Annotated in this window: 27 protein-coding genes and 1 pseudogene; 15 read left to right on the forward strand and 13 right to left on the reverse strand. The window is 53.5% G+C overall.

The window, feature by feature from the left end:
* Positions 1 to 3: 3 nt before the first annotated feature.
* The 10 genes and pseudogenes from AB4O12_RS04585 to AB4O12_RS04630 form a co-directional block, all read right to left on the reverse strand.
* On the reverse strand, positions 4 to 660 hold the full coding sequence (locus AB4O12_RS04585; RefSeq protein ID WP_460060507.1) for a hypothetical protein: 657 nt from the start codon (positions 658 to 660) through the stop codon (positions 4 to 6).
* 286 nt (positions 661 to 946) lie between these two features.
* Positions 947 to 1,528 carry a hypothetical protein gene (locus tag AB4O12_RS04590; protein ID WP_460060509.1) on the reverse strand — a complete coding sequence of 194 codons (582 nt, stop codon included), beginning with the start codon at positions 1,526 to 1,528 and terminating at the stop codon, positions 947 to 949.
* Between the two features lies 1 nt (position 1,529).
* On the reverse strand, positions 1,530 to 2,273 hold the full coding sequence (locus AB4O12_RS04595; protein WP_460060512.1) for a hypothetical protein: 744 nt from the start codon (positions 2,271 to 2,273) through the stop codon (positions 1,530 to 1,532).
* A 272-nt stretch (positions 2,274 to 2,545) separates the two neighbouring features.
* The gene (locus tag AB4O12_RS04600) at positions 2,546 to 3,397 is read right to left on the reverse strand and encodes a hypothetical protein (RefSeq protein WP_460060514.1); all 852 of its coding nucleotides are present in this window, start codon (positions 3,395 to 3,397) and stop codon (positions 2,546 to 2,548) included.
* Positions 3,398 to 3,407: 10 nt separating this feature from the next.
* A complete protein-coding gene (locus tag AB4O12_RS04605) occupies positions 3,408 to 5,522 on the reverse strand; it encodes a hypothetical protein (protein ID WP_460060516.1) in 2,115 nt (704 codons plus the stop codon).
* On the reverse strand, positions 5,515 to 6,270 hold the full coding sequence (locus AB4O12_RS04610; protein ID WP_460060518.1) for a tyrosine-type recombinase/integrase: 756 nt from the start codon (positions 6,268 to 6,270) through the stop codon (positions 5,515 to 5,517). The genes AB4O12_RS04605 and AB4O12_RS04610 overlap by 8 nt, the downstream gene beginning before the upstream one ends.
* 10 nt (positions 6,271 to 6,280) lie before the next feature.
* Complete coding sequence (locus tag AB4O12_RS04615) at positions 6,281 to 6,667, reverse strand: site-specific integrase (protein WP_460062387.1); 387 nt, start codon at positions 6,665 to 6,667, stop codon at positions 6,281 to 6,283.
* A 95-nt stretch (positions 6,668 to 6,762) separates the two neighbouring features.
* Positions 6,763 to 7,131, reverse strand: a pseudogene (locus AB4O12_RS04620) (endonuclease); the annotation flags it as partial.
* Between the two features lie 4 nt (positions 7,132 to 7,135).
* Complete coding sequence (locus tag AB4O12_RS04625) at positions 7,136 to 7,405, reverse strand: DUF1654 domain-containing protein (protein ID WP_016774035.1); 270 nt, start codon at positions 7,403 to 7,405, stop codon at positions 7,136 to 7,138.
* A 197-nt stretch (positions 7,406 to 7,602) separates the two neighbouring features.
* On the reverse strand, positions 7,603 to 8,691 hold the full coding sequence (locus AB4O12_RS04630; protein ID WP_095179504.1) for an asparaginase: 1,089 nt from the start codon (positions 8,689 to 8,691) through the stop codon (positions 7,603 to 7,605).
* 336 nt (positions 8,692 to 9,027) lie between these two features.
* On the opposite strand from AB4O12_RS04630, the gene AB4O12_RS04635 reads away from it, so the two are divergent.
* From AB4O12_RS04635 to AB4O12_RS04670, 8 genes are all read left to right on the forward strand, one after another.
* Positions 9,028 to 9,477, forward strand: coding sequence for a hypothetical protein (locus tag AB4O12_RS04635; RefSeq protein WP_460060521.1), 450 nt, complete (start codon positions 9,028 to 9,030; stop codon positions 9,475 to 9,477).
* A 198-nt stretch (positions 9,478 to 9,675) separates the two neighbouring features.
* Positions 9,676 to 10,632 carry a sugar ABC transporter substrate-binding protein gene (locus AB4O12_RS04640; RefSeq protein WP_024012403.1) on the forward strand — a complete coding sequence of 319 codons (957 nt, stop codon included), beginning with the start codon at positions 9,676 to 9,678 and terminating at the stop codon, positions 10,630 to 10,632.
* Positions 10,633 to 10,687: 55 nt separating this feature from the next.
* Positions 10,688 to 12,241 (forward strand): sugar ABC transporter ATP-binding protein, encoded by a 1,554-nt coding sequence (locus AB4O12_RS04645; RefSeq protein ID WP_305382606.1) that lies wholly within the window; start codon positions 10,688 to 10,690, stop codon positions 12,239 to 12,241.
* Positions 12,238 to 13,215 carry an ABC transporter permease gene (locus AB4O12_RS04650; protein WP_056784425.1) on the forward strand — a complete coding sequence of 326 codons (978 nt, stop codon included), beginning with the start codon at positions 12,238 to 12,240 and terminating at the stop codon, positions 13,213 to 13,215. Before AB4O12_RS04645 ends, AB4O12_RS04650 begins: the two co-directional genes overlap by 4 nt.
* Positions 13,216 to 13,218: 3 nt before the next feature.
* The gene (locus tag AB4O12_RS04655) at positions 13,219 to 14,238 is read left to right on the forward strand and encodes a LacI family DNA-binding transcriptional regulator (protein WP_071171731.1); all 1,020 of its coding nucleotides are present in this window, start codon (positions 13,219 to 13,221) and stop codon (positions 14,236 to 14,238) included.
* 24 nt (positions 14,239 to 14,262) lie between these two features.
* Positions 14,263 to 15,180, forward strand: coding sequence for a ribokinase (gene rbsK, locus AB4O12_RS04660; RefSeq protein ID WP_236169314.1), 918 nt, complete (start codon positions 14,263 to 14,265; stop codon positions 15,178 to 15,180).
* On the forward strand, positions 15,177 to 15,581 hold the full coding sequence (rbsD, locus tag AB4O12_RS04665; RefSeq protein WP_041478553.1) for a D-ribose pyranase: 405 nt from the start codon (positions 15,177 to 15,179) through the stop codon (positions 15,579 to 15,581). Before rbsK ends, rbsD begins: the two co-directional genes overlap by 4 nt.
* Positions 15,582 to 15,612: 31 nt before the next feature.
* Entirely contained in the window at positions 15,613 to 16,641 is a 1,029-nt protein-coding gene (locus tag AB4O12_RS04670) for a nucleoside hydrolase (RefSeq protein ID WP_041478554.1), read from the forward strand.
* Between the two features lie 34 nt (positions 16,642 to 16,675).
* Here the strand turns inward: AB4O12_RS04670 and AB4O12_RS04675 are convergent, their stop codons facing one another.
* Positions 16,676 to 16,876 carry a hypothetical protein gene (locus AB4O12_RS04675; RefSeq protein ID WP_056784436.1) on the reverse strand — a complete coding sequence of 67 codons (201 nt, stop codon included), beginning with the start codon at positions 16,874 to 16,876 and terminating at the stop codon, positions 16,676 to 16,678.
* Between the two features lie 129 nt (positions 16,877 to 17,005).
* On the opposite strand from AB4O12_RS04675, the gene AB4O12_RS04680 reads away from it, so the two are divergent.
* Together AB4O12_RS04680 and AB4O12_RS04685 are read left to right on the forward strand one after the other, a co-directional pair.
* On the forward strand, positions 17,006 to 17,308 hold the full coding sequence (locus AB4O12_RS04680; RefSeq protein WP_056784439.1) for a hypothetical protein: 303 nt from the start codon (positions 17,006 to 17,008) through the stop codon (positions 17,306 to 17,308).
* A 166-nt stretch (positions 17,309 to 17,474) separates the two neighbouring features.
* Positions 17,475 to 17,792, forward strand: a complete 318-nt coding sequence (locus AB4O12_RS04685) for an I78 family peptidase inhibitor (protein ID WP_016774047.1) — start codon at positions 17,475 to 17,477, stop codon at positions 17,790 to 17,792.
* Between the two features lie 65 nt (positions 17,793 to 17,857).
* Here the strand turns inward: AB4O12_RS04685 and AB4O12_RS04690 are convergent, their stop codons facing one another.
* Positions 17,858 to 18,070, reverse strand: coding sequence for a cold-shock protein (locus AB4O12_RS04690; protein WP_003179963.1), 213 nt, complete (start codon positions 18,068 to 18,070; stop codon positions 17,858 to 17,860).
* A 290-nt stretch (positions 18,071 to 18,360) separates the two neighbouring features.
* Positions 18,361 to 18,663, reverse strand: a complete 303-nt coding sequence (locus tag AB4O12_RS04695; RefSeq protein ID WP_056784441.1) for a hypothetical protein — start codon at positions 18,661 to 18,663, stop codon at positions 18,361 to 18,363.
* A 371-nt stretch (positions 18,664 to 19,034) separates the two neighbouring features.
* Between AB4O12_RS04695 and thrS the strand changes: the two genes are divergently transcribed.
* From thrS to pheS, 5 genes are all read left to right on the forward strand, one after another.
* On the forward strand, positions 19,035 to 20,957 hold the full coding sequence (gene thrS / locus AB4O12_RS04700; protein ID WP_024012407.1) for a threonine--tRNA ligase: 1,923 nt from the start codon (positions 19,035 to 19,037) through the stop codon (positions 20,955 to 20,957).
* On the forward strand, positions 20,957 to 21,508 hold the full coding sequence (gene infC, locus AB4O12_RS04705; RefSeq protein WP_169432615.1) for a translation initiation factor IF-3: 552 nt from the start codon (positions 20,957 to 20,959) through the stop codon (positions 21,506 to 21,508). The genes thrS and infC overlap by 1 nt, the downstream gene beginning before the upstream one ends.
* 60 nt (positions 21,509 to 21,568) lie before the next feature.
* Positions 21,569 to 21,763 carry a 50S ribosomal protein L35 gene (gene rpmI, locus AB4O12_RS04710; protein WP_002553160.1) on the forward strand — a complete coding sequence of 65 codons (195 nt, stop codon included), beginning with the start codon at positions 21,569 to 21,571 and terminating at the stop codon, positions 21,761 to 21,763.
* A 27-nt stretch (positions 21,764 to 21,790) separates the two neighbouring features.
* A complete protein-coding gene (gene rplT / locus AB4O12_RS04715) occupies positions 21,791 to 22,147 on the forward strand; it encodes a 50S ribosomal protein L20 (RefSeq protein WP_002553161.1) in 357 nt (118 codons plus the stop codon).
* A gap of 109 nt (positions 22,148 to 22,256) precedes the next feature.
* On the forward strand, positions 22,257 to 23,273 hold the full coding sequence (pheS, locus tag AB4O12_RS04720; RefSeq protein WP_105708849.1) for a phenylalanine--tRNA ligase subunit alpha: 1,017 nt from the start codon (positions 22,257 to 22,259) through the stop codon (positions 23,271 to 23,273).
* The last annotated feature ends 14 nt before the right edge of the window (positions 23,274 to 23,287 follow it).

Raw genomic sequence — 23,287 nt, forward strand, 5'->3', positions numbered from 1 at the left:
GCTTCAACGTACCATGCGCAGAAATTTTTTGAGTGGTTTTTGTTTTCGGCTAAAAGGAACTGGCTGGTGAGGAGGGTGTGCAGAGTATTTTACGTTGCTACAGAATGGTGAGATACATATTAAATAATCCCCTACTGAATCTAGAGGGTAAGAGCACTGGCGACAAAGTAGAATGAATTTTTGGGCTTCTGTTTCTGCGAAGGGTTCGTACAGCTGAAGTATACTGGGATCAGCTATGTTTTTCGCTTTGATTACTCCTGCAAGATTCTCTGAACTGACTAGTGTGCGAAAGTCTTTGGTTGTGGTGGCGCGCTTGCTATTTGAAAGTAATAAATCATTGATTATTTTGTCGCGTAGGCTCAAGGAGTGACCTGAAATGTCAGTTAAGATGGTTCTGGGCAAAGTTGTCGGATGGCCTTTCGCCAATAGCTGGCCTGTGTAGAGTAGGTTGACAGACTTCGGCAGCCAGCTGGAGATATCCATGGAAAGTAAAGGGAATATATCCTCTGAGGATCTGGGAATTATGTGTTCGTCGAATCGCCATAGCAGCACACAGGCTTCATTCAACAGCCGCTCTTGCTCTGGGGAGTGAGCTGGGGCGAGTGCAGCTTCAGAGAGAAGCCTTAATATATCTTCTTTGAATCCCCAGTGAATACGCATGAGCGGCGAGATCCTCATGATGAACTACCAGGTGGCGGTTGTCCTTTCGTGTTAAGTGGTAGAGGATAAAAAAATTTTTTGCAAGCCAAAATGATATTTTAAGAAAAGATGAGTGTGGGGAGAATTGCACGCGGTTTATAAGTTTATGATTTTGCTGGGAAACCAACTACTACGTTGTTCAGCAGTTTTTTTTCTACGATGTGAATCTGCAGATCTGATGTTTCACTGTGATGGTTAGCTTCACTTAAATAGTTGACCTCACCAAATTAGTGAGTATAGAGCTCCGTCAGTCATCGGTATTATATTTACTCAAGGCTTCCATGTATTTTCTGTTTTGCTCTGCCTGGTTTTCTATAATCAATGATTGACGCTCTATTTCTTCTTTAAGTTTTGCTATGGTTATTGCGGCATTGCGGGCATTGCTAGGGAAAACACTATGGAGGACAGTGCTGGCGTATGATCCGAGTGCTAAGTTTTTAAGAGAGGCGATTTCCTCTTTAAGTCGGCGGTTTTCTATCTGAAGTTGATCCTTCGTTGGCCTGAAGGATTTATGACGTCGAGTCGCCTCTGAGCTTGTGTAAAGAATTGACAGATCTTCATTCATTGTCTCGATCAGGGCGACTATCTCGGGCTGGCGTCGGGCAGTGATAATGCTTGGGCTTAGTCCGCAGCTTGTTGCAATCCGCCGTGCAATGAGTTTTATGTCGCGAGCGGAGTCGAATTCGCCTTGCTCAATTCGAACCTTTATGTCGTGAAACATTTGCATCGTTGTTGCATAAAGCTTCTTCTTGGTTTCAGAAGAAGTCCATTCTGGAAATAGAGTTTCTGTTTTCTCATTCTTCTTTATACTTTCGAGTGTAATTGCCATGTTAGATTTTTGTCCTTCGAGAAATATTGTTTGCAATGTCGGTGCACAGTCTTCCTATGGCCTTGATTGGATGCGTTCTACCAAGCTCTGAGAAAGCGAGTTCAGTTCTAAGTAAATTGTTTTTTTGAATTGAATTTCCCATGTTGTTCGGGCAGTTCGTGCAGCGTGCGGCACTCGCAAGCGAATCGATCTCGGGTAAGCCAGTTGTTGAGTCTTTACATTTTGCCTCATGCGTTGAAGATGTGAATAGAACGCAGAATCCCCATTCGAATACTGAAAAACGCTCGACTTGTTTTAATATTTCCTCGTAATGGGCAGCTGGGCTCGATGGGTGCAAAAATTTAATTTTATCAATTTCTTTTTGGATGCGAGAAAATGCGGGCCCCCAGAAGCGAGAGGATAGTTTTCCTTGGGCTGCCTTTCCAATAATCTCATAGAGATACTTTCGCTCAAGCATGCTTTGGACAGCAGGGTCTAGTTTTTTTCGTTCATATATCTGGGTGGCATAATCTGATTTTTGAACAAAGTGCTCTCGTAGGCTTTCGTGAACATCTTCGTCAAATCGCCGCAGTGTAAATTCTGCAAATGAGTGTCTAAACTGATGGGTTGAAAGAGTTGGATGTATGGTTTGTGCTTCGGGCATAACACTAAATACGTCAGATCTGTAAAATGCATTCAGGCGTTGATTGGTGGCTAATGTCCCGTAGGAGCGAAACTCTGATGTTGGGATATAGCCATTACTCATCATTCTTGCATATTGGATTGTGTCGCATGGATGTAGGAGTGGCACAGGATAGATGTTTGGGTCTACATAACTCATTGTCCAGAGGGTCTCAGCCGCCCGAGCGGAGAGGTCTGCCAGTGGTCTATAGATTTTGAGACCGTCCAATGATTTTCCCATCCGTTGCTTTACATATAACGTATTCTTCTTATGTTTACGGTCATTCGATACTATTGAAAGAAACTCGTGGGCACGATGACCGGATTGGACAAAGTTGATATTGACACAAGCACCAATTACTCGACGCCTGTATTCTCGAAGCTTTGTTTCCCTAACCAGGGAAGCGTGACGTGATGATCTAGTCCGCGTGCCTGAAGTTCTTCAAGAAGACCCACGTGGTCATTAGATGAGTCTGTGGACATCTTGAGCAGATCCAGGGGACTAAGGTCTTTCTTGAGCCACTCCTTGTGTAAATCTGGATTTTTATTCCAGGCAGCATATAAAGCTAGCGTAAGAGCGGTGTCCTTCGAATCAAGTACATCGATAGCTTTCATGAGTAGAACAGAGCAGATGCCTAGTGGTACTGGTGGGTAGCCGCGACCGGTCACCCACTCTTCGTAAATCAGCCCATGTTCATCCAGAATCGGCTCCATCGTGCGCATCTTAAAGCGGCTGCTCAAACTGAAATGCAGTCCATCAGCCGCTTTTCCGATTGTCTTTGATTTGTGGCTAATATTAAATATCTGAGAGTAATCATGATATCGCTGGTTGGAATATACGGGCCAAGGGAATTGTTCCGTAACCTCAGAGCGCAGCATTGCGATGTGAAAAAAATCTACTACGTCTGGCTCTGACCAACTCCACAACGACTTATTGGGTAAGCGAGATTCCCAGTATTCACAAATTTTTCGCAATGATACGGCTGTGTCTTTAGCTGCTTTGCTGCTCGTTACCGATATGGGTTGTCCACGTTCCTGATGGGAGATGAATGGCATTTCCAAGAAAACTTGCTGTGCCCAAATCACTTTTTCAATATCGCAACGGAAATCGAAATCCACATCTGTAGGTTTACTTCCGCTGCCATCTATAATGACAAGGGTCGAACTCCCCAATGTGTTATTCGCAGTGTTCTGAGTTTTGTTTTTCATGAGTTTTCTGCTATATGATAGCTGGCGGGAAATTGTAGTCTTTTAGTAGCGTTCGCCCTTCCGCAATCGTGCGTTTGTCAAATGAATTTAGCACAAGCTTGGCATAACACAGTTGGAGGATGATTGCGCGTGATTTCTCCTGCGATTCTGAGGTTTTCAAGGCTTGTTTGCATCCCTGAATGTATGAGTGTACTAGCGCTGCAGTCACCGGCGTTATTATTATGATGCGTTGCTGGGAGCCCACTTTGGACAACCATCCAAAGGGTTGGCAGTTGTATCCATCCGCTTCAGCGATTTCAATAAGCTGATTGAACTCCTCTATATCTTCGCGCTTGAAAGATGATACGTCCCAACCCAGAGCTTCATTCACGTCGCTCATTGTAACGAGGGTAGTCATATTCATAAGAGCTGAGAGTCGTCGCGCATCCTCCTCCTGGAGCTTCCCTACTGAGTTTACAAATTTCGCACGAAGCCCAAGCCTATGCGCTGTTTGGCTGCGATTTCTGTACACTTCTTGGCTGGTTCTGACTGTGTGTGCTGCACCATCTGCCTCAGCCTCTAGCATCGCCTTACGGTCGAAAGCTGAAAATGGTTTGGGCTCTTCTGGGTCGATGATTGCGCGGGACTGAGCGACTACGTTCGCGCTGAGCGTACGCGTCGATGTATTAGCAGAAGAGGTGGCTGTTTGATCGCCGGATTTTGTTCGCTCGAAAGCACTCTGTCGAGCTTCTGTGTTTTCTTGGATCAGGAGGTTAAAATACTCTTGGAAGAGTTTAGCCTCGGGAAAAGCCTCCGATATTTCATTATAGATATTTGTAAAAGGAGTGCATGCCAGTATTATTGTGCGATAACTAATGGATGTTCTATGTTGTACCCTTGCAAATGGGTTCTCGTATTGAAAAAATAGCTTTGATATAGATTTATCACTGAGATCTTGCTCAAAAGTTTTTCTGAGCTCTGTGAATGCCTTGATGAGACGGTAGTTATATGTCTTGGCACGATGAATTGTCGAATCCCGTTGGTACTCGTTGGCCCTACGTTTTAGAAAGGAAAGGGTCACATGGGTAGGCGTGATATCAGCGTCGTCTAGAGTTAATTGCTTTTGCCCGCTTTGCTGAATTCTGTCTACTGCCAACAGCCACCGAAAGCAAATCTCTTCAGCTTCGCTAGGGCTAAGTAAGCTCCGTATGTCGAGTTGCTCAAATGTAACATATTGACTTTGCTCGTTCAGTCTATTTGTGAACGCAATCGAGCCTATTCCGCGCACACAGGTTTTTAATTTTTCGTAAAGTTCTTCAAGGGTGCAAGGTCTATCGGCTTCGGAAAATGCGTCTTGAAACCTCTGGTTTGAGACGAGAAGTCGTTCTAGCAAAGTGGCCTCTCGCGACGCTACAATTGCGTTGAATATCTCGTTGTAGTCTTCCCAGTCCGGGTGAAGAAAGTGCCAGTCAATGTCGGGGTTTCTAGTGTTTTTTGCTTGATTTAGTCGTGCCTGAACCCTACGATCTCCAGTAATAATCAAGCGATGATTTTGAAAAATTATTAGAAATCCGAAGCAAAATTTTATGAGGGAGTTGAGCAGTTCCAAGTCGTCATATTCTTTAGACTGAACCAGCTCCGACATAGAGGGGGCTGTCCCGTCTAGCATCTTATTGATCGGTATTGATGGTTTCTGAGCCAGTACTGCCAAAACAAACGTTCGTTCTTTTTCTGGTTGATCTTTAAAGTCTGGTCTGCCTACATTCCAAGAAAATATTTCCTGTAGTGCACTCAGGGTGCTGCGAATACTAGCGGGCTTCAATTGCTTGCTGTCACTCAAATATAAAGCATAGTTTCTGAGTACGTTGCTAGGTATGGATGAGCTTCGTTCGTATTTTGCTTCGAGGAATAATACAAAATCTCGCGCAATGGTTACGAATTTGTAGAGATTGAAGGAATTCCTTGCTGTCATTATTTGCAGGTAGCATATGATGCACTGAAGGAGAAGAAAGTTATGAAATTTTTCGGGTATTGATATGGTTTTGCTAATTATTGTTTTATAGACTCCTTTGTAGCGTACATGCGCAACATGAGGATCAGTAACGGAAATTATAATGTTTTCATTTTGTAGGGGCGCTTTACTCATGGCTATTCTCCGTTACGCTGAATAATTTCCGCCGGCTATCGCGATTGTAAAGCGCTGCTTCAAAATTCGTATACTGTTTAGTGGTGGATGGCTTTGTATGGCCAAGTTGAGTGGGAAGATAGCTGTTCGGGTCGATATTATTGTCGTAGCAGTACGTGACCAAGTTCGTCGCGTAGGTGTGCCTCATGCAATGGAAGCTTAGGGCCTGTATGGATTTCCAGTTAATTGTGTAGGGGGCATTTTCGTCTTTGTGGAGCTCGCCAAGAACTTCCTTAAGCTTCGGCAAGGCAGAATTCCGAGTAGTATTAAATATTTTGCATGCAAATGAAGCAGCTAACAATTTTCCATTTTTTGAGGAAATCAGGTTAGTCCTATATGGGAGATGTTCATATCGTTGAATGAAGATCTCCATTTTATGAAGCAAGTCTGGTGGTATGTTAATTGTGCGGGATTTTTTTCTTTTACCAAAAATCGTTATAGAGGCGGACAGCTTTTTGTTTTTGCTGTTGGATTCAAAGATTTCTTGAAGGTCAGCAATTTTCAAATTCCTACCGTGCGTTACTTCGAATGCTCTTAGCCCAAGCTGATATCCTAATTCCAGTATCAGCTCGTTTCGGTCGCACACAAACCCTATGGAGCCAGGGACGTTTTCAAGCAAGCAATTATACAACGGTTCGTTGATGTATTTTTTTCTAAGTTTGAAGTTCTCTGATGTGGGTGAATCAGCATTCTGCTCTACGCCGTCCACTCTGTAGTATCTAAAGCTGAAGTCGAAGTATCTTTCCGTGAATCCGCTTTTTTGATAAGTGCGTGTACATGCCGTCAATCGAGGCGCGATGACGAGTTATGCTTTTTTCGGAAAGTTTATAAGTGGATGCTAGGGTGCTTTCAAGATAGCCCGACATTTGATCGTCAGTTATCTCGTCCCATTGCCTACCACTTATCTCCAGGGCTTCGAAGTAAAACTTGAGATCTGACGCGGTGGCTAACAGGGTATTGAGTGGTGCAGCCTTAGCAAGGTGGAGCAGATAATAGGTGGGCACGAACACCACAGACTCATTCGTCAGTGGCCCGTCCCGGAGGATCATGACGGCATTGACCTCGCGGCCGTTCCACTTTACCCCCTCGACCTTCGCTACTCGCATGGTGGTCACCCAGCGTCTCTGTGCTGATGTCCTAGGAGGCTAGCAAGGGATCAGAGCCTGTCAACAAATCAGGAGAAGTGGGGTGTAGGTAAATAAACCTCACCGATGCTCGGTACCAGGTTGTGCAGGTCAGCTTCGGCCTTTTGATAAACCGGATCGTAACGCGTGCAATTCTTGCGTCCGCCTTGCTGCCAGCACTGCCGCTGATGCCCGATCTGCCACGCCGGCACGATGTGCTCCCACTCGATCCTCGATGCACGCTTGGCGTTCTTGCGCGGCACATAGCCGCAAGCCTTGAGATCGACGCGGTTGCCGGTGTACTTGCAGCCGCAGTAGAACTCCGTGGACTGCGGCGCATAAAGTTTCCATGCGGCTTTCTTGGCTTCGGAAAATGTACGTGGGGCGCCAGCCTGGGCGCCCACGGCGAAAAACAACAACAGCAAAGCAACACAGCGGACACTCATTGAATCAATCTTCCTTCGGCACAACCCAAAAAATCTGCACGCCACCGTCATCGCGATAGGCGAGGGTGACGTTGTCGTTCTCGTCGATTTCCTCGAGCAAGCGCTCCCAGTCGTCCATCGGCTCATCCGGCAGACGGAAAATCAGTGCGGCTTTGGCTTTTTGTGCGGTGGGGGAATTGATGATTTTCTGAACGCGCATACCCATGCGTTCATAAGCGTCAGGAGCAGCAGGAGAGGTGGCCACGAGGTTATCCTTATTAAGCTGTACGTGCATACAGTATTTAACTGTAAGCGATTTCGCAACTGCTTAAAATTCAAGAAAATCCTCTGACAGCGGGTTTCCGATTTTGGTGTAGGACTTGTCGAGATTTTTGTGGGAAAAGTATTGGAAGGGTGTAAGCGGGGCACCACCTGTCAAGCTGACAGGTGATGCGCAATTGCCCGATCGAGAAGTGATCAGGCGATGTTCAATCAGTATTCCCAGAACATCCGTTGCAGCTCTTTGCTGTCGTTGGTCTTGGTCAGTGCAACCATCGCCAGGATGCGGGCTTTCTGAGGGTTCAGGTCGTGAGCGACAACCCAGTCGTATTTGTCGTCGGGCTGTTCGGCGTTACGCAGGACAAAGCCGCCAGCGTTGACGTGGGACGAGCGAATGATCTGCACGCCATCCTTGCGCAGGGCTTGCAGGGATGGAACCACGCGAGAGGATACCGAACCGTTGCCAGTGCCGGCGTGGATGATGGCTTTGGCGCCGGCTTGAGCCAGTGCCTTGTAGGCGGTATCGCTGACGTTGCCGTAGGAGTAGGCAATTTCTACGTCAGGCAGGCTCTTGATGTCCTTGATGTCGAATTCCGAATCCATGGTGTGACGCTTGGCCGGCAGGCGGAACCAGTAGGATTTGCCTTCGACCACCATGCCCAGCGGACCCCAGGCGCTTTTGAATGCTTCGGTCTTGATGTTGATCATTTTGCTGACGTCGCGACCGGACTGGATCTCGTCGTTCATGGTCACCAGCACACCTTTGCCGCGCGCTTCTTTGCTGCTCGCCACGGCGACGGCGTTGTACAGGTTGAGCATGCCGTCTGCCGACATGGCAGTGCCCGGACGCATCGAACCTACGACGATGATCGGCTTGTCGGTCTTCTCGACAAGGTTCAGGAAGTAAGCGGTTTCTTCGAGGGTGTCGGTGCCGTGGGTGATAACGATGCCGTCCACGTCCTTGCTGTCAGCCAGTTCGGAAACGCGACGACCCAATTGCAGCAGGTTGTCGTTGGTGATGCTTTCCGAAGCGATCTGCATGACTTGTTCGCCACGCACGTTAGCCAGTTTGCTCAACTCGGGAATGCCGGCAATCAGTTGTTCGATGCCGACTTTTGCTGCCTGATAAGTGGCGCTGTTGGCCGCACTGGCGCCGGCGCCAGCGATGGTGCCGCCTGTGGCAAGGACGACGACGTTGGCCAGTTTCGTCTGGGTTTCGGCTTCTTTTGCCTGAAGGGCAGCAGGCAGGAGCAGGAGGAGGGCCAATGCGCCCGGAATCAAAGTATTGAAAGCAGATTTCATTATTTTTCTCTCTAGTCGTGAGACGGTGCTGATGCAGGTTCATCTAGATGCGCCCCAAGCCGATCTGAATGCTCGAGGTGCAAGGACGGGAGCAGGATTCATACCATGCGTAATGTGCTGGCGGAAAATGTTTAACCCAATGATTTAAATCAATATTTGTCGAGGGCTAGAGCATCGTTGAGGATCCATCCATCCGGGATTCCGAACGACAGACGGATTCGTGTTCGGCTCGCCGATAGGCAATCTCTGAAAAGCCAGGCGGGTGACAAATCCCCGCTAAAGAAATGTGCTCTCAGGCCGATGCGTCCTCAAGGAAACCAAATCTTAGGAGTTCACATGTCACTGACGGTCGGTTTTGCCAATCCCGCTGCAGTCACCATTGGCGGTAAAACTGCAGCGACGATCAACAGCCTGAACGATGCGACCAATGAGACTTCGGCGCAGGCGCTGGGTACCGAAAAGACTGAGAAGAATCAGGTCAGAACCGGTGGCGGGCCTGTGCAGGAAAACAGTGAAACCGAGGCTGACAGCAATCTCAGCATCACCGTCAAGACGTTGCTCAAGCGGATGAAGGAACTGCAGAAGCAACTTCAGGAGCAGCAACAGCAACTGGCTGCGGCTCAGGCCGCAAGCTATCCGACTCCCGAAGCGAAATCCCAGGCAGTGATGTCGATTCAGGGCCAGATCGCGCAAACCAGCGCCGCACTGGCAGAGGTGGCGGGTGCGTTGGTCAAGGAGATGTCGAAAAGCGCTACAAGCGGTGGCCTGGTCGACACGACCGCCTGAAGCGTCTGATGGCCGACTCAGCGATTCGGCCTACAACAAAAGACGATTTCTGATTGTTGACAAATGTCAGCGGGATTCTCATAGTTCGGTCTACGCAAACGTTTGCGCGGCTTTGAAGGGCATCTGCTTCCGGAGCCGTGACGTAGCTTACGTCAGCGCAAACGTTGCTCACAATAATCATAAGATCGGAGTGAACCCATGAAGCTGCCATTCGCCGCACGTCTTCTTGCTGTCGCTATGCTGGCTGCCACAGCCGCCGCACTACCTGTCTCCTCGGCGTTCGCCGAATCTGCAGAAAAGCCCAAAGTCGCGCTGGTCATGAAATCCTTGGCCAATGAATTCTTCCTGACCATGGAAGACGGCGCCAAGGCGTACCAGAAAGAACACTCCGCCGATTTCGATCTGATCTCCAACGGTATCAAGGACGAAACCGACACTGCCGGCCAGACTCGCATCGTCGAACAGATGATCCTGGCCAAGGTGAATGCACTGGTGATCGCGCCTTCTGACTCCAAGGCCATGGTGCCGGTGATCAAGAAGGCCGTAGACGCCGGTATCACGGTGATCAACATCGACAACCAGCTCGATCCCGCCGTGGTCAAAAGCAAAAACATCAACGTGCCGTTCGTAGGTCCGGACAACCGCAAGGGTGCACGTCTGGTTGGCGAATATCTGGCCAAGCAACTGAAGGCGGGCGACGAGGTCGGCATCATCGAAGGCGTGTCCACCACCACCAACGCGCAGGCGCGCACGGCCGGTTTCAAGGACGCGATGGAAGCCGCGCAGATCAAAGTGGTCTCGCTGCAGTCCGGTGACTGGGAAATCGACAAGGGCAACAAGGTTGCGGCTTCGATCCTCAGTGAATACCCGGATGTCAAAGCACTGCTGGCCGGTAACGACAGCATGGCGGTCGGTGCCGTTTCCGCAGTCCGTGCCGCTGGTAAGGCAGGGCAGGTGAAAGTCGTCGGTTACGACAATATCAATGCCATCAAGCCAATGCTCAAGGACGGCCGCGTGCTGGCGACGGCTGATCAGTTTGCAGCCAAGCAGGCCGTGTTCGGCATCGAAACCGCGCTGAAGATCATCAAAGGCGAGAAAGTCGACAGCGGTGCCAACGGCGTGATCGAAACACCGGTCGAGCTGGTCACCCAGTAAGTCATTTGGCGACACAACGGCGCTCGTCCGTCCGGGCGAGCGCATGGAGATTTCTATGTCAGTTTCCGCCCCGAACGCTGTCCTCTCGGTCAGCGGTATCGGCAAGACCTATGCGCAACCGGTGCTCACCGGCATCGATCTGACGCTGATGCGCGGTGAAGTACTGGCGCTGACCGGCGAAAATGGTGCCGGCAAAAGTACCCTGTCGAAGATCATTGGCGGTCTGGTCACACCCACTACCGGCCAGATGCAATTCCACGGCAAGGATTATCGTCCGGGCAGCCGTACCCAGGCCGAAGAGCTTGGCGTGCGCATGGTCATGCAAGAACTCAATCTGTTGCCGACGCTGTCGGTGGCGGAAAACCTCTTTCTGGATAATCTGCCGAGCAGCGCGGGCTGGATCAGCCGCAAGCAGTTGCGCAAGGCCGCGATCGAAGCCATGGCGCAAGTCGGCCTCGATGCGATCGATCCGGACACGCTGGTCGGCGAACTCGGTATCGGCCATCAGCAGATGGTTGAAATCGCGCGCAACCTGATCGGCGACTGCCATGTGCTGATCCTTGACGAGCCGACCGCGATGCTCACGGCGCGCGAAGTCGAAATGCTCTTCGAGCAGATCAGCCGATTGCAGGCCCGCGGCGTTTCCATCATCTATATCTCTCACCGTCTCGAAGAACTGGCGCGGGTGGCGCAGCGTATTGCCGTGCTGCGTGACGGCAACCTGGTCTGCGTCGAGCCGATGGCCAACTACAACAGCGAGCAACTGGTCACCTTGATGGTCGGTCGCGAACTGGGTGAACACATCGACATGGGGCCGCGCAAGATCGGCGCTCCGGCGTTGACGGTCAAAGGCCTGACCCGCTCTGACAAAGTCCGCGACGTCTCTTTTGAGGTGCGTGCCGGGGAGATCTTCGGCATTTCCGGATTGATCGGGGCAGGGCGCACGGAATTGCTGCGGCTGATATTCGGTGCCGATGCTGCCGACAGCGGCACCATCGCGCTCGGCTCCCCGGCCAAGGTCGTGAGTGTTCGCTCGCCAGTCGATGCCGTACGCAATGGCATCGCGTTGATCACCGAGGATCGCAAGGGCGAAGGGCTGCTGCTCAGTCAGTCGATCAGCGCCAACATCGCCCTGGGTAACATGCCGGAAATCTCCAGTGGCGGTTTCGTCAACAACGGCGACGAAATCTCCCTGGCGGAGCGTCAGATCGAAGCCATGCGCATCCGCAGCTCGAGCCCGACGCAGTTGGTTTCGGAACTGTCCGGCGGCAATCAGCAGAAGGTCGTGATCGGTCGCTGGCTGGAGCGCGACTGTTCGGTGCTGCTGTTCGACGAGCCGACTCGCGGGATTGATGTCGGCGCCAAGTTCGATATTTACGGTTTGCTCGGTGAGTTGACCCGTCAGGGCAAGGCGTTGGTGGTGGTGTCCAGTGACTTGCGCGAGTTGATGCTGATCTGCGACCGGATCGGCGTGCTTTCGGCGGGGCGTCTGATCGACACCTTCGAGCGCGACAGCTGGACCCAGGATGATTTGCTTGCCGCCGCATTCGCCGGCTACCAAAAACGTGATGCGTTGCTCAATGAGGCAGCGCCTAGGGATCTCCCATGAAAACTGCATCTTCTGCCAGTAAACGTAGTGGCAATTTCTTCGGCCTGGGCACATATCTGGGCCTGGCCGGTGCCTTGCTGGCGATGATTGCGCTGTTCTCGGTTCTGAGCAGCCATTTCCTCTCGTACAACACTTTCAGCACCCTGGCCAACCAGATTCCCGACTTGATGGTGCTGGCGGTGGGCATGACCTTTGTGCTGATCATCGGCGGCATCGATTTGTCCGTCGGCTCGGTGCTGGCGTTGGCCGCATCGACGGTCAGCGTTGCGATTCTCGGCTGGGGCTGGAGCGTTTTGCCAGCGGCGCTGCTCGGCATGGCGGTGGCGGCGCTAGCCGGGACCATCACTGGCTCGATCACCGTGGCCTGGCGGATTCCGTCGTTCATCGTCTCTCTCGGCGTGCTGGAAATGGCCCGCGGTGTGGCGTATCAGATGACCGGGTCGCGGACTGCGTACATCGGCGATGCGTTCGCCTGGCTGTCGAATCCGATCGCGTTGGGCATTTCCCCGTCGTTCATCATCGCTTTGCTGGTGATCTTCATCGCGCAGGCAGTTTTGACCCGCACGGTTTTCGGCCGCTACCTGATCGGCATCGGCACCAACGAAGAAGCCGTGCGGCTGGCCGGGATCAATCCCAAGCCCTACAAGATTCTGGTGTTCAGCCTTATGGGGCTGCTGGCGGGCATTGCCGCTCTGTTTCAGATTTCGCGCCTGGAAGCGGCTGACCCGAACGCAGGTTCGGGTCTGGAACTGCAAGTGATCGCGGCGGTGGTTATCGGCGGTACCAGCCTGATGGGTGGACGCGGTTCGGTAATCAGTACTTTCTTTGGCGTGCTGATCATTTCCGTGCTCGCGGCCGGTCTCGCGCAGATTGGTGCGACGGAGCCGACCAAGCGCATCATCACCGGTGCGGTAATTGTTATCGCCGTGGTGCTCGACACCTATCGCAGTCAACGCGCCAGTCGCCGGGGCTGAACCATGGCAACGATCAAGGATGTAGCGGCGCTTGCGGGTATTTCCTACACGACCGTGTCGCACGTGGTGAACAACACCCGCCCGGTGAGTCAAGAAGTGCGGCGCAAAGTCGAGGCGGCGATCAAGAGCCTCGACTACGTTCCCAGTGCCGTGGCGCGCTCGCTGAAAGCCAAAACCACGGCGACCATCGGCCTGCTGGTGCCTAACAGCCTCAACCCGTACTTCGCTGAATTGGCGCGCGGAATCGAGGATTACTGCGAGCGCAACGGTTACTGCGTGATCCTCTGTAACTCCGACGACAATCCGGACAAGCAGCGCAGTTATCTGCGCGTGTTGCTGGAAAAACGCATCGACGGTTTGATCGTCGCCTCCGCCGGCGGTGACAGTGGTCTGGCGCAAGGGCTGGCGGGCGTGAAGACGCCGATGGTCATCGTCGACCGAGGCCTGGAGGGTGTAAATGCCGATCTGGTGCGCATCGACCACGAATACGGCGCTTATCTGGCAACCCGTCACCTGCTCGAGTTGGGGCATCGCGACATCGCCACCATCGGCGGTCCGGCCAGTACCAGCGTGGCGCAAATGCGTCAGGCCGGTTATTGCCGAGCGCTGCAAGAGGCGGGAATCGAGGTGCGCGAGGAGCGTATGCTCGAAAGCGACTTCACCAGCACCGGCGGTTACAACGCCGCTGCCCGGCTGCTCGAAAGCAATCCCCCGAGCGCGATTTTTGCCGGCAACGACATGATTGGCATCGGTGTGCTGCGTGCGGCGGCTGAACGTAATGTCCGGGTACCGGCCGAGCTGTCGGTGATCGGCTTCGATGACATTCAGATGAGCCGTTATGTCTATCCGGCGCTGACCACGGTCGGCCAGTCGATCCTGCAACTGGGCGAGATGGCCGCCGAAGTGCTGTTGCGCAGAATTGCTGCGCCGGATTCGGGCACCGATCAACGCATCGTGACCCCGAGCATTGTCCTGCGCGAATCGACCGCGCCGCTGTCCGGCGTGTTCACCGAATATCGCTGAAACCGAATTGATGAGTAGTGATGTATGCCAGCAAATGTAGTGGTAATAGGCAGCCTGAACATGGACCTGGTCACCCGGGCGCCACGGCTGCCACGCGGCGGTGAAACGCTGATCGGTCATTCCTTTGCCACGGTGTCTGGCGGCAAGGGCGCCAATCAGGCGGTTGCTGCTGCGCGCTTGGGCGCTAAGGTGGCAATGATCGGTTGCGTCGGAAATGACGACTACGGTGTGCGATTGCGTGATGCCTTGCTCGCCGAGCACATCGACTGCGAGGCTGTCAGTGTCGTAGAGGATTCCAGTGGCGTAGCGCTGATTGTGGTGGATGACAACAGCCAGAACGCCATCGTGATTGTCGCCGGTGCCAATGGCGCAATGACGCCGGCAGTGGTCGACCGCTTTGATGCGGTTTTACAGGTCGCCGATGTAGTGATCTGTCAGCTCGAGATTCCCGATGCGACGGTCGGGCATGCGCTCAAGCGTGCGCGTGAGCTGGGCAAAACCGTCATCCTCAACCCGGCGCCGGCCAGCCGTCCTTTGCCGGCTGACTGGTTTGCCGCCATCGACTATCTGATTCCCAACGAAAGCGAAGCCGCCGCATTGAGCGGGCTCGCTGTCGACTCGCTGCAGTCGGCAGAAACGGCTGCCACTCAGTTGATTGCCATGGGCGCGGGCAAAGTCATCGTCACGTTAGGCGCGCAAGGCTCATTGTTCGCCAACGGCAACGGCTTCGAACATTTCCCCGCGCCGACCGTGAAGGCGGTCGATACCACGGCGGCGGGCGACACTTTCGTCGGCGGTTTTGCCGCAGCGCTGGCCGATGGCAAGACTGAGGCCGAGGCGATTCGCTACGGGCAGATCGCCGCTGCACTGTCGGTTACCCGCGCCGGTGCGCAACCGTCGATTCCAACCATGTCCGAAGTACAGGCGTTCAAACCCGCATGAAAAAGACTCCTCTGCTTAACGTCGCGCTGTCGCGACTGATCGCTTCTCTTGGCCACGGTGACATGGTCGTGATTGGCGATGCCGGTTTGCCCGTGCCACCGGGTGTCGAGTTGATTGATCTGGCACTGACCCATGGCATCCCTGATTTCGTCAGCACGCTGAAAGTTGTACTCAGCGAGATGCAGGTAGAGAGCCATGTGCTGGCCAAAGAGATCTTCGACAAACAACCCACGGCGCTGGCCGATCTGGACGCGTTGAACGAAGAGGGCGCGCTGGGCCGTAGGGATCTGCTCACCCACGAGCAGTTCAAGGTGCTTAGCCGACAAGCCAGGGCGATCATTCGTACAGGAGAATGTCAGCCGTACTGCAACATCGTTCTGGTCGCCGGGGTTACATTCTGATTTCCGATATCACCTGCACAAGGAATGCGCTATGCAACGCTATGCTGCAAAACTTCATCAACTGGTCCGGAGCCTGCTGCTTTTGTCTGTGATAACTGCGACCGGCGTTCAGGCCGCTGAAAAAATCGATTTGATCATCGACACCGATCCAGGCGCTGACGACGTTGTCGCTTTGCTCTTCGCGCTGGCGTCGCCGGATGAATTGAATATCCGCGCGTTAACGACTGTCGCCGGCAACGTGCGCCTGGACAAGACTTCGCGTAACGCGCGACTCGCTCGCGAATGGGCAGGGCGCGAAGACGTGCCGGTTTACGCTGGCGCACCGAAGCCGCTGATGCGCACGCCGATCTACGCCGAGAACATTCATGGCAAGGAAGGTTTGTCAGGCGTCACGGTTCACGAACCGAAGAAAGGCCTGGCGAAAGGCAATGCGGTCAATTACCTGATCGACACTCTTAAATCGGCCAAACCGCACAGCATCACCATTGCCATGCTCGGTCCGCAGACCAACCTGGCTCTGGCATTGATCCAGGAGCCGGAAATCGTTCAGGGCATCAAGGAAGTGGTGATCATGGGCGGGGCGCATTTCAACGGTGGCAACATCACCCCTGTGGCTGAATTCAACTTGTTCGCCGATCCGCAGGCTGCCGAGGTGGTGCTCAAGAGCGGGGTGAAGCTCACCTATCTGCCGCTGGACGTGACCCACAAGGTCCTGACCAGCGATGCACGCCTGAAGCAGATCGCCGCGCTGAACAACAATGCGAGCAAGATCGTCGGCGACATTCTCAACGAATACATCAAGGGCGATATGGAGCACTACGGCATTCCCGGTGGCCCGGTGCATGACGCGACGGTTGTGGCGTATCTGCTCAAGCCTGAGTTGTTTACCGGTCGGGCGGTCAACGTCGTGGTGGATAGCCGTGAAGGACCGACATTCGGCCAGACCATTGTTGACTGGTATGACGGCCTGAAAGCACCGAAGAATGCATTCTGGGTCGAAAATGGCGACGCCCAGGGATTCTTTGATCTGCTGACCGAGCGCCTGAAACGCCTGAAATAATTCGTCAACCCGCAGGCGGTTTGCCTGCGGGTTTTCACTGCGGCTGTTCAGCCTGGCTGATCGGATAGCGTTCGAATACCTGATTGATAAAATGCTGCGCCGCTTCTATCCCCAACTCCTTGACCAGTAAATCAATGCCGATCAGCGCCAATTCTTCCGTCGTGCCGGGGCTGTAAGAGCTGTGTCCTTCGGCCCATTTGGCGTTGATGGCGGCGTCGATGCTTACACTGGTCATGGGAGGCTCGAAAGGTCAGGATGTCTGTTTTCGAGTTAACCATTTTGTGCGGCATTTGGCACTGCGACTTAGGCATGAGCGGAGCGCTATGCGACACTTGGTCTTTTCCGGCTTGCAAAGGACCCCGCTGTGCAGATTGATCTGAATACCCCTGACGGCCTCACACTCGAAGCAGTGCGCCAATTGCTTGCCTCGGGCAGTGACGACGTGCACAACCAATTGCGCGTGACCAAAGATGGCATTGCCTATCTGTCTACGGTGACCGGTGGGCAGGATATCGAGGGTCTGCTGTTTCGCCTGGAAACCTGGGCGAAGGGGTCGGGCTATGTGGGTAACGTCGCAGCCAGCGATGAAGTCTGGGTGATGCAGATTTTCAACGCACTCAAAGACAACTGGCCGAATCCGCCCTACGACTACATCGACGTTTATTGAGGTCGTTAATATTCAGTCACGAATGTTTGATGAGCCGGACAGGGCGGCTCAGGCACACTCGGCATTTTTCCGCTCGTGGGGCAGGGCATGGCTTGAGCCTTGAAACCAAACGCCGCATTGGCGGTCGCACGATCTCTGCTTAAACATTTGAAAACAAGGAGGCTTCATGCCTTTGAAGTTCGCGACACTGGGTGCACTTATGGCCGCTGCTCTGTTGGCTGGTTGCAGCACAACCTCCAGCGAGTCGGCAAAGGAGCCCGTGGCGGCTGAATCAGGAAATAGCCGCTGCGAAGCATCGGCAGCGCAATTTGCCATCGGCAAGAAGGCATCCCCTGAGTTGCTGGATCAGGCGCGTGCCAAGGCTGGGGCGCAAAATGCGCGTTTCCTCAAGCCGAACGACATGATCACCCTGGAATACCGCTCCGATCGCCTGAACCTGAACACCGATAACAACCTGGTAGTTACTCGCGTCAACTGCGGCTGAGTCCTTTTGTGTCAGGCATAAAAAACCCCGTCACCAGGACGGGGTTTTTTTAGTGCGCCGAGAAATTACTCTGGGCGAACCTGTGCAGCTTGCATACCCTTTTGGCCTTTCTCAGCCACGAAAGAGACGGTCTGGCCTTCTTTCAGGCTTTTGAAACCGTCGGATTCGATAGCTTTGAAGTGTACGAACAGGTCGTCACCGCCACCTTGAGGAGTGATGAAGCCGAAGCCTTTTTCATCGTTGAACCATTTAACGGTGCCGGTTTGGCGATTAGACATGGTGTATCTCCAAGAAACATATATTTTCAGTAGTGCTGTGCTGCTCAGGCCAACTGGGCACACCCGGGTATCATAGTCGAAATGTTCGCTTTGGTAGCCCCCCGGACGTGCTGTTTGCCAATCAGTCGTGTTTTCTTTACCACCTGGTTGCGCTGAAAGCCCCGGTTTGAAAGGCTTTCAGCGAAACGTAAAGACGATAAAAAAACCTGTAAAACCTGCATAAATCGTCTGAAAAGCCTCATTTCCAGCACTTTTTTCCGCCTTTCAGCCGATGTTAATGACCGGTTTTCTTATTTTTTCGGGGCGGTATTTGCCTTGCATTTGGTGATCTGGCCAAGGGCTTTCTTTTGCAATTCAGGCGTCGCCTTGTTGTCCATCAGCGCCTGAATGTCGCTGGCCGGATAGGACTTGATGGCGTCAGCTCCGCAAGCGCAGTGGGATTTCGCCGCGGCAGCACCGATTTGCTGGGTTGCAGCCTCAGTGCACTGGGCCATGTACTTCTCGCGCTCGCCTTTCGGCCAGTCGGCATGGGCGCTCAGTGGCAGCAGCAGAACGACGGGTGCGACGAGGGCGAATAAGCTTTTCAGACGCATGCGAGGATGCTCCTTGTGGGTCAATGTCTTGTTATCTGAGGGCGCAAAGGCCGATCAAGTTCAGCACTTTGGCATAAAAACGGACATTTGACCTTCTGCCAAATCAGGACGTAAGCGACCGCTCATCTGTGCTAGCATGCCGGGCTCAAGCGTTCTCAGGCTTCGGATGACCTTCAGTCCCGAAGCGGTCGGCGTGCGAATTTTTCCGATTTGAATCCCAGTCACTCTGGTTCGGTTTTCCGGTTGGCCGCAAGGCTCCTGCCGCTGTAAGGCAGGCGTTCGTCATTGAATGGCCTGGATCGGATCTTGTACTGGCTCATCCCAACCCACGTGACCTTTGGTAGGGGTCACCACTAGGGAGAGGAGGCGCCATGCCAACTATTACTCTTCCCGACGGCAGTCAACGTTCATTCGATCACCCGGTTTCCGTAGCCGAGGTCGCCGCATCCATTGGTGCAGGTCTGGCCAAAGCCACGCTCGCGGGCAAGGTCAATGGCCAACTGGTCGACGCCAGCGACATCATCAGCAGCGACGCGACCCTGCAAATCATTACGCCAAAGGATGAAGAGGGGCTGGAGATCATTCGCCACTCTTGCGCGCACCTGGTTGGCCACGCGGTCAAGCAGCTGTACCCGACCGCGAAGATGGTCATCGGCCCGGTCATCGACGAAGGCTTCTATTACGACATCGCCTACGAGCGTCCTTTCACGCCGGAAGACATGGCGGCCATCGAGCAGCGCATGCAGCAGCTGATCGAGAAGGATTATGACGTCATCAAGAAAGTCACTCCGCGCGCGGAAGTGATCGAAGTGTTCAAGGCCCGCGGCGAAGATTACAAGCTGCGTCTGGTCGAAGACATGCCGAACGAGCAGGCCATGGGTCTGTACTATCACGAAGAATACGTCGACATGTGCCGCGGTCCGCACGTGCCGAACACGCGTTTCCTGAAATCCTTCAAGCTGACCAAGCTGTCGGGCGCCTACTGGCGTGGCGACGCCAAGAACGAGCAATTGCAGCGCGTCTACGGCACCGCTTGGGCGGACAAGAAACAGCTGGCGGCTTACATTCAGCGCATCGAAGAAGCCGAGAAGCGCGATCACCGCAAGATCGGCAAGCGTCTGGGCCTGTTCCACACTCAGGAAGAGTCGCCGGGCATGGTGTTCTGGCACCCGAATGGCTGGACTCTATACCAGGTGCTCGAGCAGTACATGCGCAAGATCCAGCGCGACAACGGCTACCTTGAGATCAAGACTCCTCAAGTCGTCGACCGCAGCCTGTGGGAAAAATCCGGGCACTGGGCCAACTACGCCGACAACATGTTCACCACTCAGTCGGAAAACCGCGACTACGCCATCAAGCCGATGAACTGCCCATGCCACGTGCAGGTGTTCAATCAGGGCCTGAAAAGCTACCGCGAGTTGCCGATGCGTCTGGCCGAGTTCGGTGCTTGCCACCGTAACGAGCCGTCGGGTGCGTTGCATGGCATCATGCGCGTGCGAGCGTTTACTCAGGACGACGCGCATATCTTCTGCACCGAAGAGCAGATGCAGGCCGAGTCCGCTGCGTTCATCAAGCTGACCATGGATGTCTATCGCGATTTCGGCTTTACCGAAGTCGAGATGAAACTGTCCACTCGTCCGGAAAAACGCGTCGGCTCCGATGAGCTGTGGGATCGCGCTGAAGCTGCATTGGCTGCAGCCCTTGATTCTGCTGGCCTGCCGTACGATCTGCAGCCGGGCGAGGGTGCTTTCTACGGGCCGAAGATCGAGTTCTCGCTGAAAGATTGTCTCGGTCGAGTCTGGCAGTGTGGTACCTTGCAGCTCGATTTTAACCTGCCTGTCCGTTTGGGCGCTGAATACGTCTCTGAAGACAACAGCCGCAAACACCCGGTGATGTTGCACCGCGCGATCCTCGGTTCGTTCGAGCGTTTCGTCGGGATTCTGATCGAGCACTACGAAGGTGCTTTCCCTGCGTGGCTCGCGCCGACCCAGGCGGTGATCATGAATATCACTGATAAACAGGCAGATTTTGTTGCAGAGGTTGAAAAAACTCTCAACGAAAGCGGATTTCGTGCCAAGTCCGACTTGAGAAATGAAAAGATCGGCTTTAAAATCCGCGAGCATACTTTGCTCAAGGTTCCCTATCTTTTGGTTATCGGAGATAAGGAAGTCGAGATGCAGACTGTCGCTGTGCGTACTCGTGAAGGTGCTGACCTGGGCTCGATGCCCGTCGCCCAGTTCGCTGAGTTTCTCGCGCAAGCGGTTTCCCGGCGTGGTCGCCCAGATTCGGAGTAATTATTATTAAGCGTGAAATGAGACAAGATAAACGAGCTGCACCGAAAGCCCCGATCAACGAGAATATCTCGGCACGCGAGGTTCGGTTAATTGGCGCTGATGGCGAGCAGATTGGCATCGTCTCGATTGATGAAGCGCTTCGTATCGCTGAAGAAGCAAAGCTTGATCTGGTGGAAATTTCCGCAGATGCAGTCCCGCCTGTTTGCCGGGTGATGGACTACGGCAAATCGATCTTCGAGAAGAAGAAGCAGATTGCCGCGGCGAAGAAAAACCAGAAGCAGATTCAGGTTAAAGAAATCAAGTTTCGTCCAGGGACGGAGGAAGGGGATTACCAGGTAAAACTGCGCAACCTGGTACGTTTCCTGAGTGACGGGGACAGGGCCAAGGTATCCTTGCGATTCCGCGGCCGTGAGATGGCCCACCAGGAGCTGGGGATGGAACTCCTCAAGCGGGTTGAACAAGACCTGCTCGAGTACGGTTCGGTCGAACAGCATCCTAAGATGGAAGGACGCCAGCTGATCATGGTCATCGCCCCGAAAAAGAAGAAGTAATCAACAGGGCACGGCAGGCCTTCTGATTATGTTTATCAACTGAATGCGGAGTATCCGAACATGCCAAAAATGAAAACCAAAAGTGGTGCTGCCAAGCGGTTTCTGAAAACTGCTAACGGCATCAAGCACAAGCACGCTTTCAAGAGCCACATCCTGACTAAAATGTCGACCAAGCGTAAGCGTCAACTGCGCGGTAGCAGCTTGCTGCATCCGTCTGACGTGGCAAAAGTCGAGCGCATGCTGCGCCTTCGTTAATTTAGTCAAGAATAGAGGAAGTAACTCATGGCTCGTGTAAAGCGTGGCGTCATTGCCCGTAAGCGTCACAAAAAAATTCTGAAACTTGCTAAAGGCTACTACGGCGCACGCTCCCGCGTATTCCGTGTTGCCAAGCAAGCGGTAATCAAGGCAGGCCAATACGCCTACCGTGACCGTCGTCAGAAAAAACGTCAGTTCCGCGCTCTGTGGATCGCTCGTATCAACGCTGGTGCTCGTGTTAACGGTCTGTCCTACAGCCGTTTCATCGCTGGCCTGAAAAAAGCGTCCATCGAGATCGACCGTAAGGTTCTGGCTGATCTGGCAGTGAACGAAAAAGCGGCGTTTGCTGCGATTGTCGAGAAAGCTAAAGCCACCTTGGCTTAAGTACCCCCGACAGTCACCCGGCCTCACCTCTGTGGGGCCAGGTGTTAAACGTCATAAATAGGGGAAGAGCCTTCAAGCTCTTCCCCTATTTTGTATCTGGAGTCTGTACATGGAAAACCTGGACGCGCTGGTCTCTCAAGCACTAGAGGCTGTGCAAAGCGCTGAAGATATCAATGCCCTGGAGCAAATCCGGGTTCAATACCTTGGCAAGAAGGGCGAATTGACTCAGGTGATGAAGACCCTGGGGAATCTGCCGGCCGAAGAGCGTCCGCAAGTCGGTGCGCTGATCAACGTTGCCAAGGAACGTGTTACAGGCGTTCTCAATGCGCGCATGGCATTGTTTGAAGAAGCCGAACTGGCTGCCAAACTGTCTGCCGAATCCATCGACGTGACGTTGCCGGGCCGTGGCCAGACCTCTGGCGGTCTGCATCCGGTCACCCGGACTCTGGAGCGCGTCGAGCAGTTCTTCACCCACATTGGCTACGGCATCGCCGAAGGTCCTGAGGTCGAAGACGACTACCACAACTTTGAAGCGCTCAACATCCCAGGCCATCACCCGGCCCGGTCGATGCATGACACCTTCTATTTCAATGCCAACATGTTGCTGCGCACCCATACCTCGCCGGTACAGGTCCGCACCATGGAATCCAAGCAGCCGCCGATCCGCATCGTCTGCCCGGGCCGCGTCTATCGCAGCGACTCCGATATCACCCATTCGCCGATGTTCCACCAGGTCGAAGGCCTGCTGGTTGATCGCGATATCAATTTTGCCGATCTCAAAGGCACCATCGAAGAATTCCTGCGGGTGTTCTTCGAGAAAGAACTGGCCGTGCGTTTCCGTCCTTCGTATTTCCCCTTCACCGAGCCATCCGCTGAAGTCGATATGGAATGCGTGATGTGCAGCGGCAAAGGCTGCCGCGTCTGCAAGCAGACCGGCTGGCTGGAAGTGATGGGCTGCGGCATGGTTCACCCGAACGTGCTGCGCATGTCCGGCATCGATCCGGAAGAGTTCTCCGGATTTGCCTTCGGCATGGGTGTCGAGCGTCTGGCCATGCTCCGTTACGGCGTGAACGACTTGCGTCTGTTCTTCGACAACGACTTGCGGTTCCTCGCGCAATTTCGCTAGTCGTAACGAATTCT

This window comes from Pseudomonas sp. S2_A05 (assembly GCF_054668485.1).

Excerpts from the sequence above, each read along its gene's own strand:
- AB4O12_RS04605 (WP_460060516.1), bottom strand. The coding sequence starts at position 5,522 with ATGAGTAAAGCGCCCCTACAAAATGAAAACATTATAATTTCCGTTACT.
- rbsK (WP_236169314.1), top strand. The coding sequence starts at position 14,263 with ATGCCAGCAAATGTAGTGGTAATAGGCAGCCTGAACATGGACCTGGTC.
- AB4O12_RS04585 (WP_460060507.1), bottom strand. The coding sequence starts at position 660 with ATGCGTATTCACTGGGGATTCAAAGAAGATATATTAAGGCTTCTCTCT.
- AB4O12_RS04615 (WP_460062387.1), bottom strand. The coding sequence starts at position 6,667 with ATGCGAGTAGCGAAGGTCGAGGGGGTAAAGTGGAACGGCCGCGAGGTC.
- AB4O12_RS04695 (WP_056784441.1), bottom strand. The coding sequence starts at position 18,663 with ATGCGTCTGAAAAGCTTATTCGCCCTCGTCGCACCCGTCGTTCTGCTG.
- pheS (WP_105708849.1), top strand. The coding sequence starts at position 22,257 with ATGGAAAACCTGGACGCGCTGGTCTCTCAAGCACTAGAGGCTGTGCAA.
- rpmI (WP_002553160.1), top strand. The coding sequence starts at position 21,569 with ATGCCAAAAATGAAAACCAAAAGTGGTGCTGCCAAGCGGTTTCTGAAA.
- AB4O12_RS04650 (WP_056784425.1), top strand. The coding sequence starts at position 12,238 with ATGAAAACTGCATCTTCTGCCAGTAAACGTAGTGGCAATTTCTTCGGC.
- AB4O12_RS04685 (WP_016774047.1), top strand. The coding sequence starts at position 17,475 with ATGCCTTTGAAGTTCGCGACACTGGGTGCACTTATGGCCGCTGCTCTG.
- AB4O12_RS04645 (WP_305382606.1), top strand. The coding sequence starts at position 10,688 with ATGTCAGTTTCCGCCCCGAACGCTGTCCTCTCGGTCAGCGGTATCGGC.
- AB4O12_RS04690 (WP_003179963.1), bottom strand. The coding sequence starts at position 18,070 with ATGTCTAATCGCCAAACCGGCACCGTTAAATGGTTCAACGATGAAAAA.
- AB4O12_RS04655 (WP_071171731.1), top strand. The coding sequence starts at position 13,219 with ATGGCAACGATCAAGGATGTAGCGGCGCTTGCGGGTATTTCCTACACG.
- AB4O12_RS04625 (WP_016774035.1), bottom strand. The coding sequence starts at position 7,405 with ATGCACGTACAGCTTAATAAGGATAACCTCGTGGCCACCTCTCCTGCT.
- AB4O12_RS04640 (WP_024012403.1), top strand. The coding sequence starts at position 9,676 with ATGAAGCTGCCATTCGCCGCACGTCTTCTTGCTGTCGCTATGCTGGCT.
- AB4O12_RS04600 (WP_460060514.1), bottom strand. The coding sequence starts at position 3,397 with ATGAAAAACAAAACTCAGAACACTGCGAATAACACATTGGGGAGTTCG.
- rbsD (WP_041478553.1), top strand. The coding sequence starts at position 15,177 with ATGAAAAAGACTCCTCTGCTTAACGTCGCGCTGTCGCGACTGATCGCT.
- AB4O12_RS04590 (WP_460060509.1), bottom strand. The coding sequence starts at position 1,528 with ATGGCAATTACACTCGAAAGTATAAAGAAGAATGAGAAAACAGAAACT.
- AB4O12_RS04630 (WP_095179504.1), bottom strand. The coding sequence starts at position 8,691 with ATGAAATCTGCTTTCAATACTTTGATTCCGGGCGCATTGGCCCTCCTC.
- AB4O12_RS04595 (WP_460060512.1), bottom strand. The coding sequence starts at position 2,273 with ATGAGTAATGGCTATATCCCAACATCAGAGTTTCGCTCCTACGGGACA.
- rplT (WP_002553161.1), top strand. The coding sequence starts at position 21,791 with ATGGCTCGTGTAAAGCGTGGCGTCATTGCCCGTAAGCGTCACAAAAAA.
- AB4O12_RS04670 (WP_041478554.1), top strand. The coding sequence starts at position 15,613 with ATGCAACGCTATGCTGCAAAACTTCATCAACTGGTCCGGAGCCTGCTG.
- AB4O12_RS04675 (WP_056784436.1), bottom strand. The coding sequence starts at position 16,876 with ATGACCAGTGTAAGCATCGACGCCGCCATCAACGCCAAATGGGCCGAA.
- AB4O12_RS04635 (WP_460060521.1), top strand. The coding sequence starts at position 9,028 with ATGTCACTGACGGTCGGTTTTGCCAATCCCGCTGCAGTCACCATTGGC.
- thrS (WP_024012407.1), top strand. The coding sequence starts at position 19,035 with ATGCCAACTATTACTCTTCCCGACGGCAGTCAACGTTCATTCGATCAC.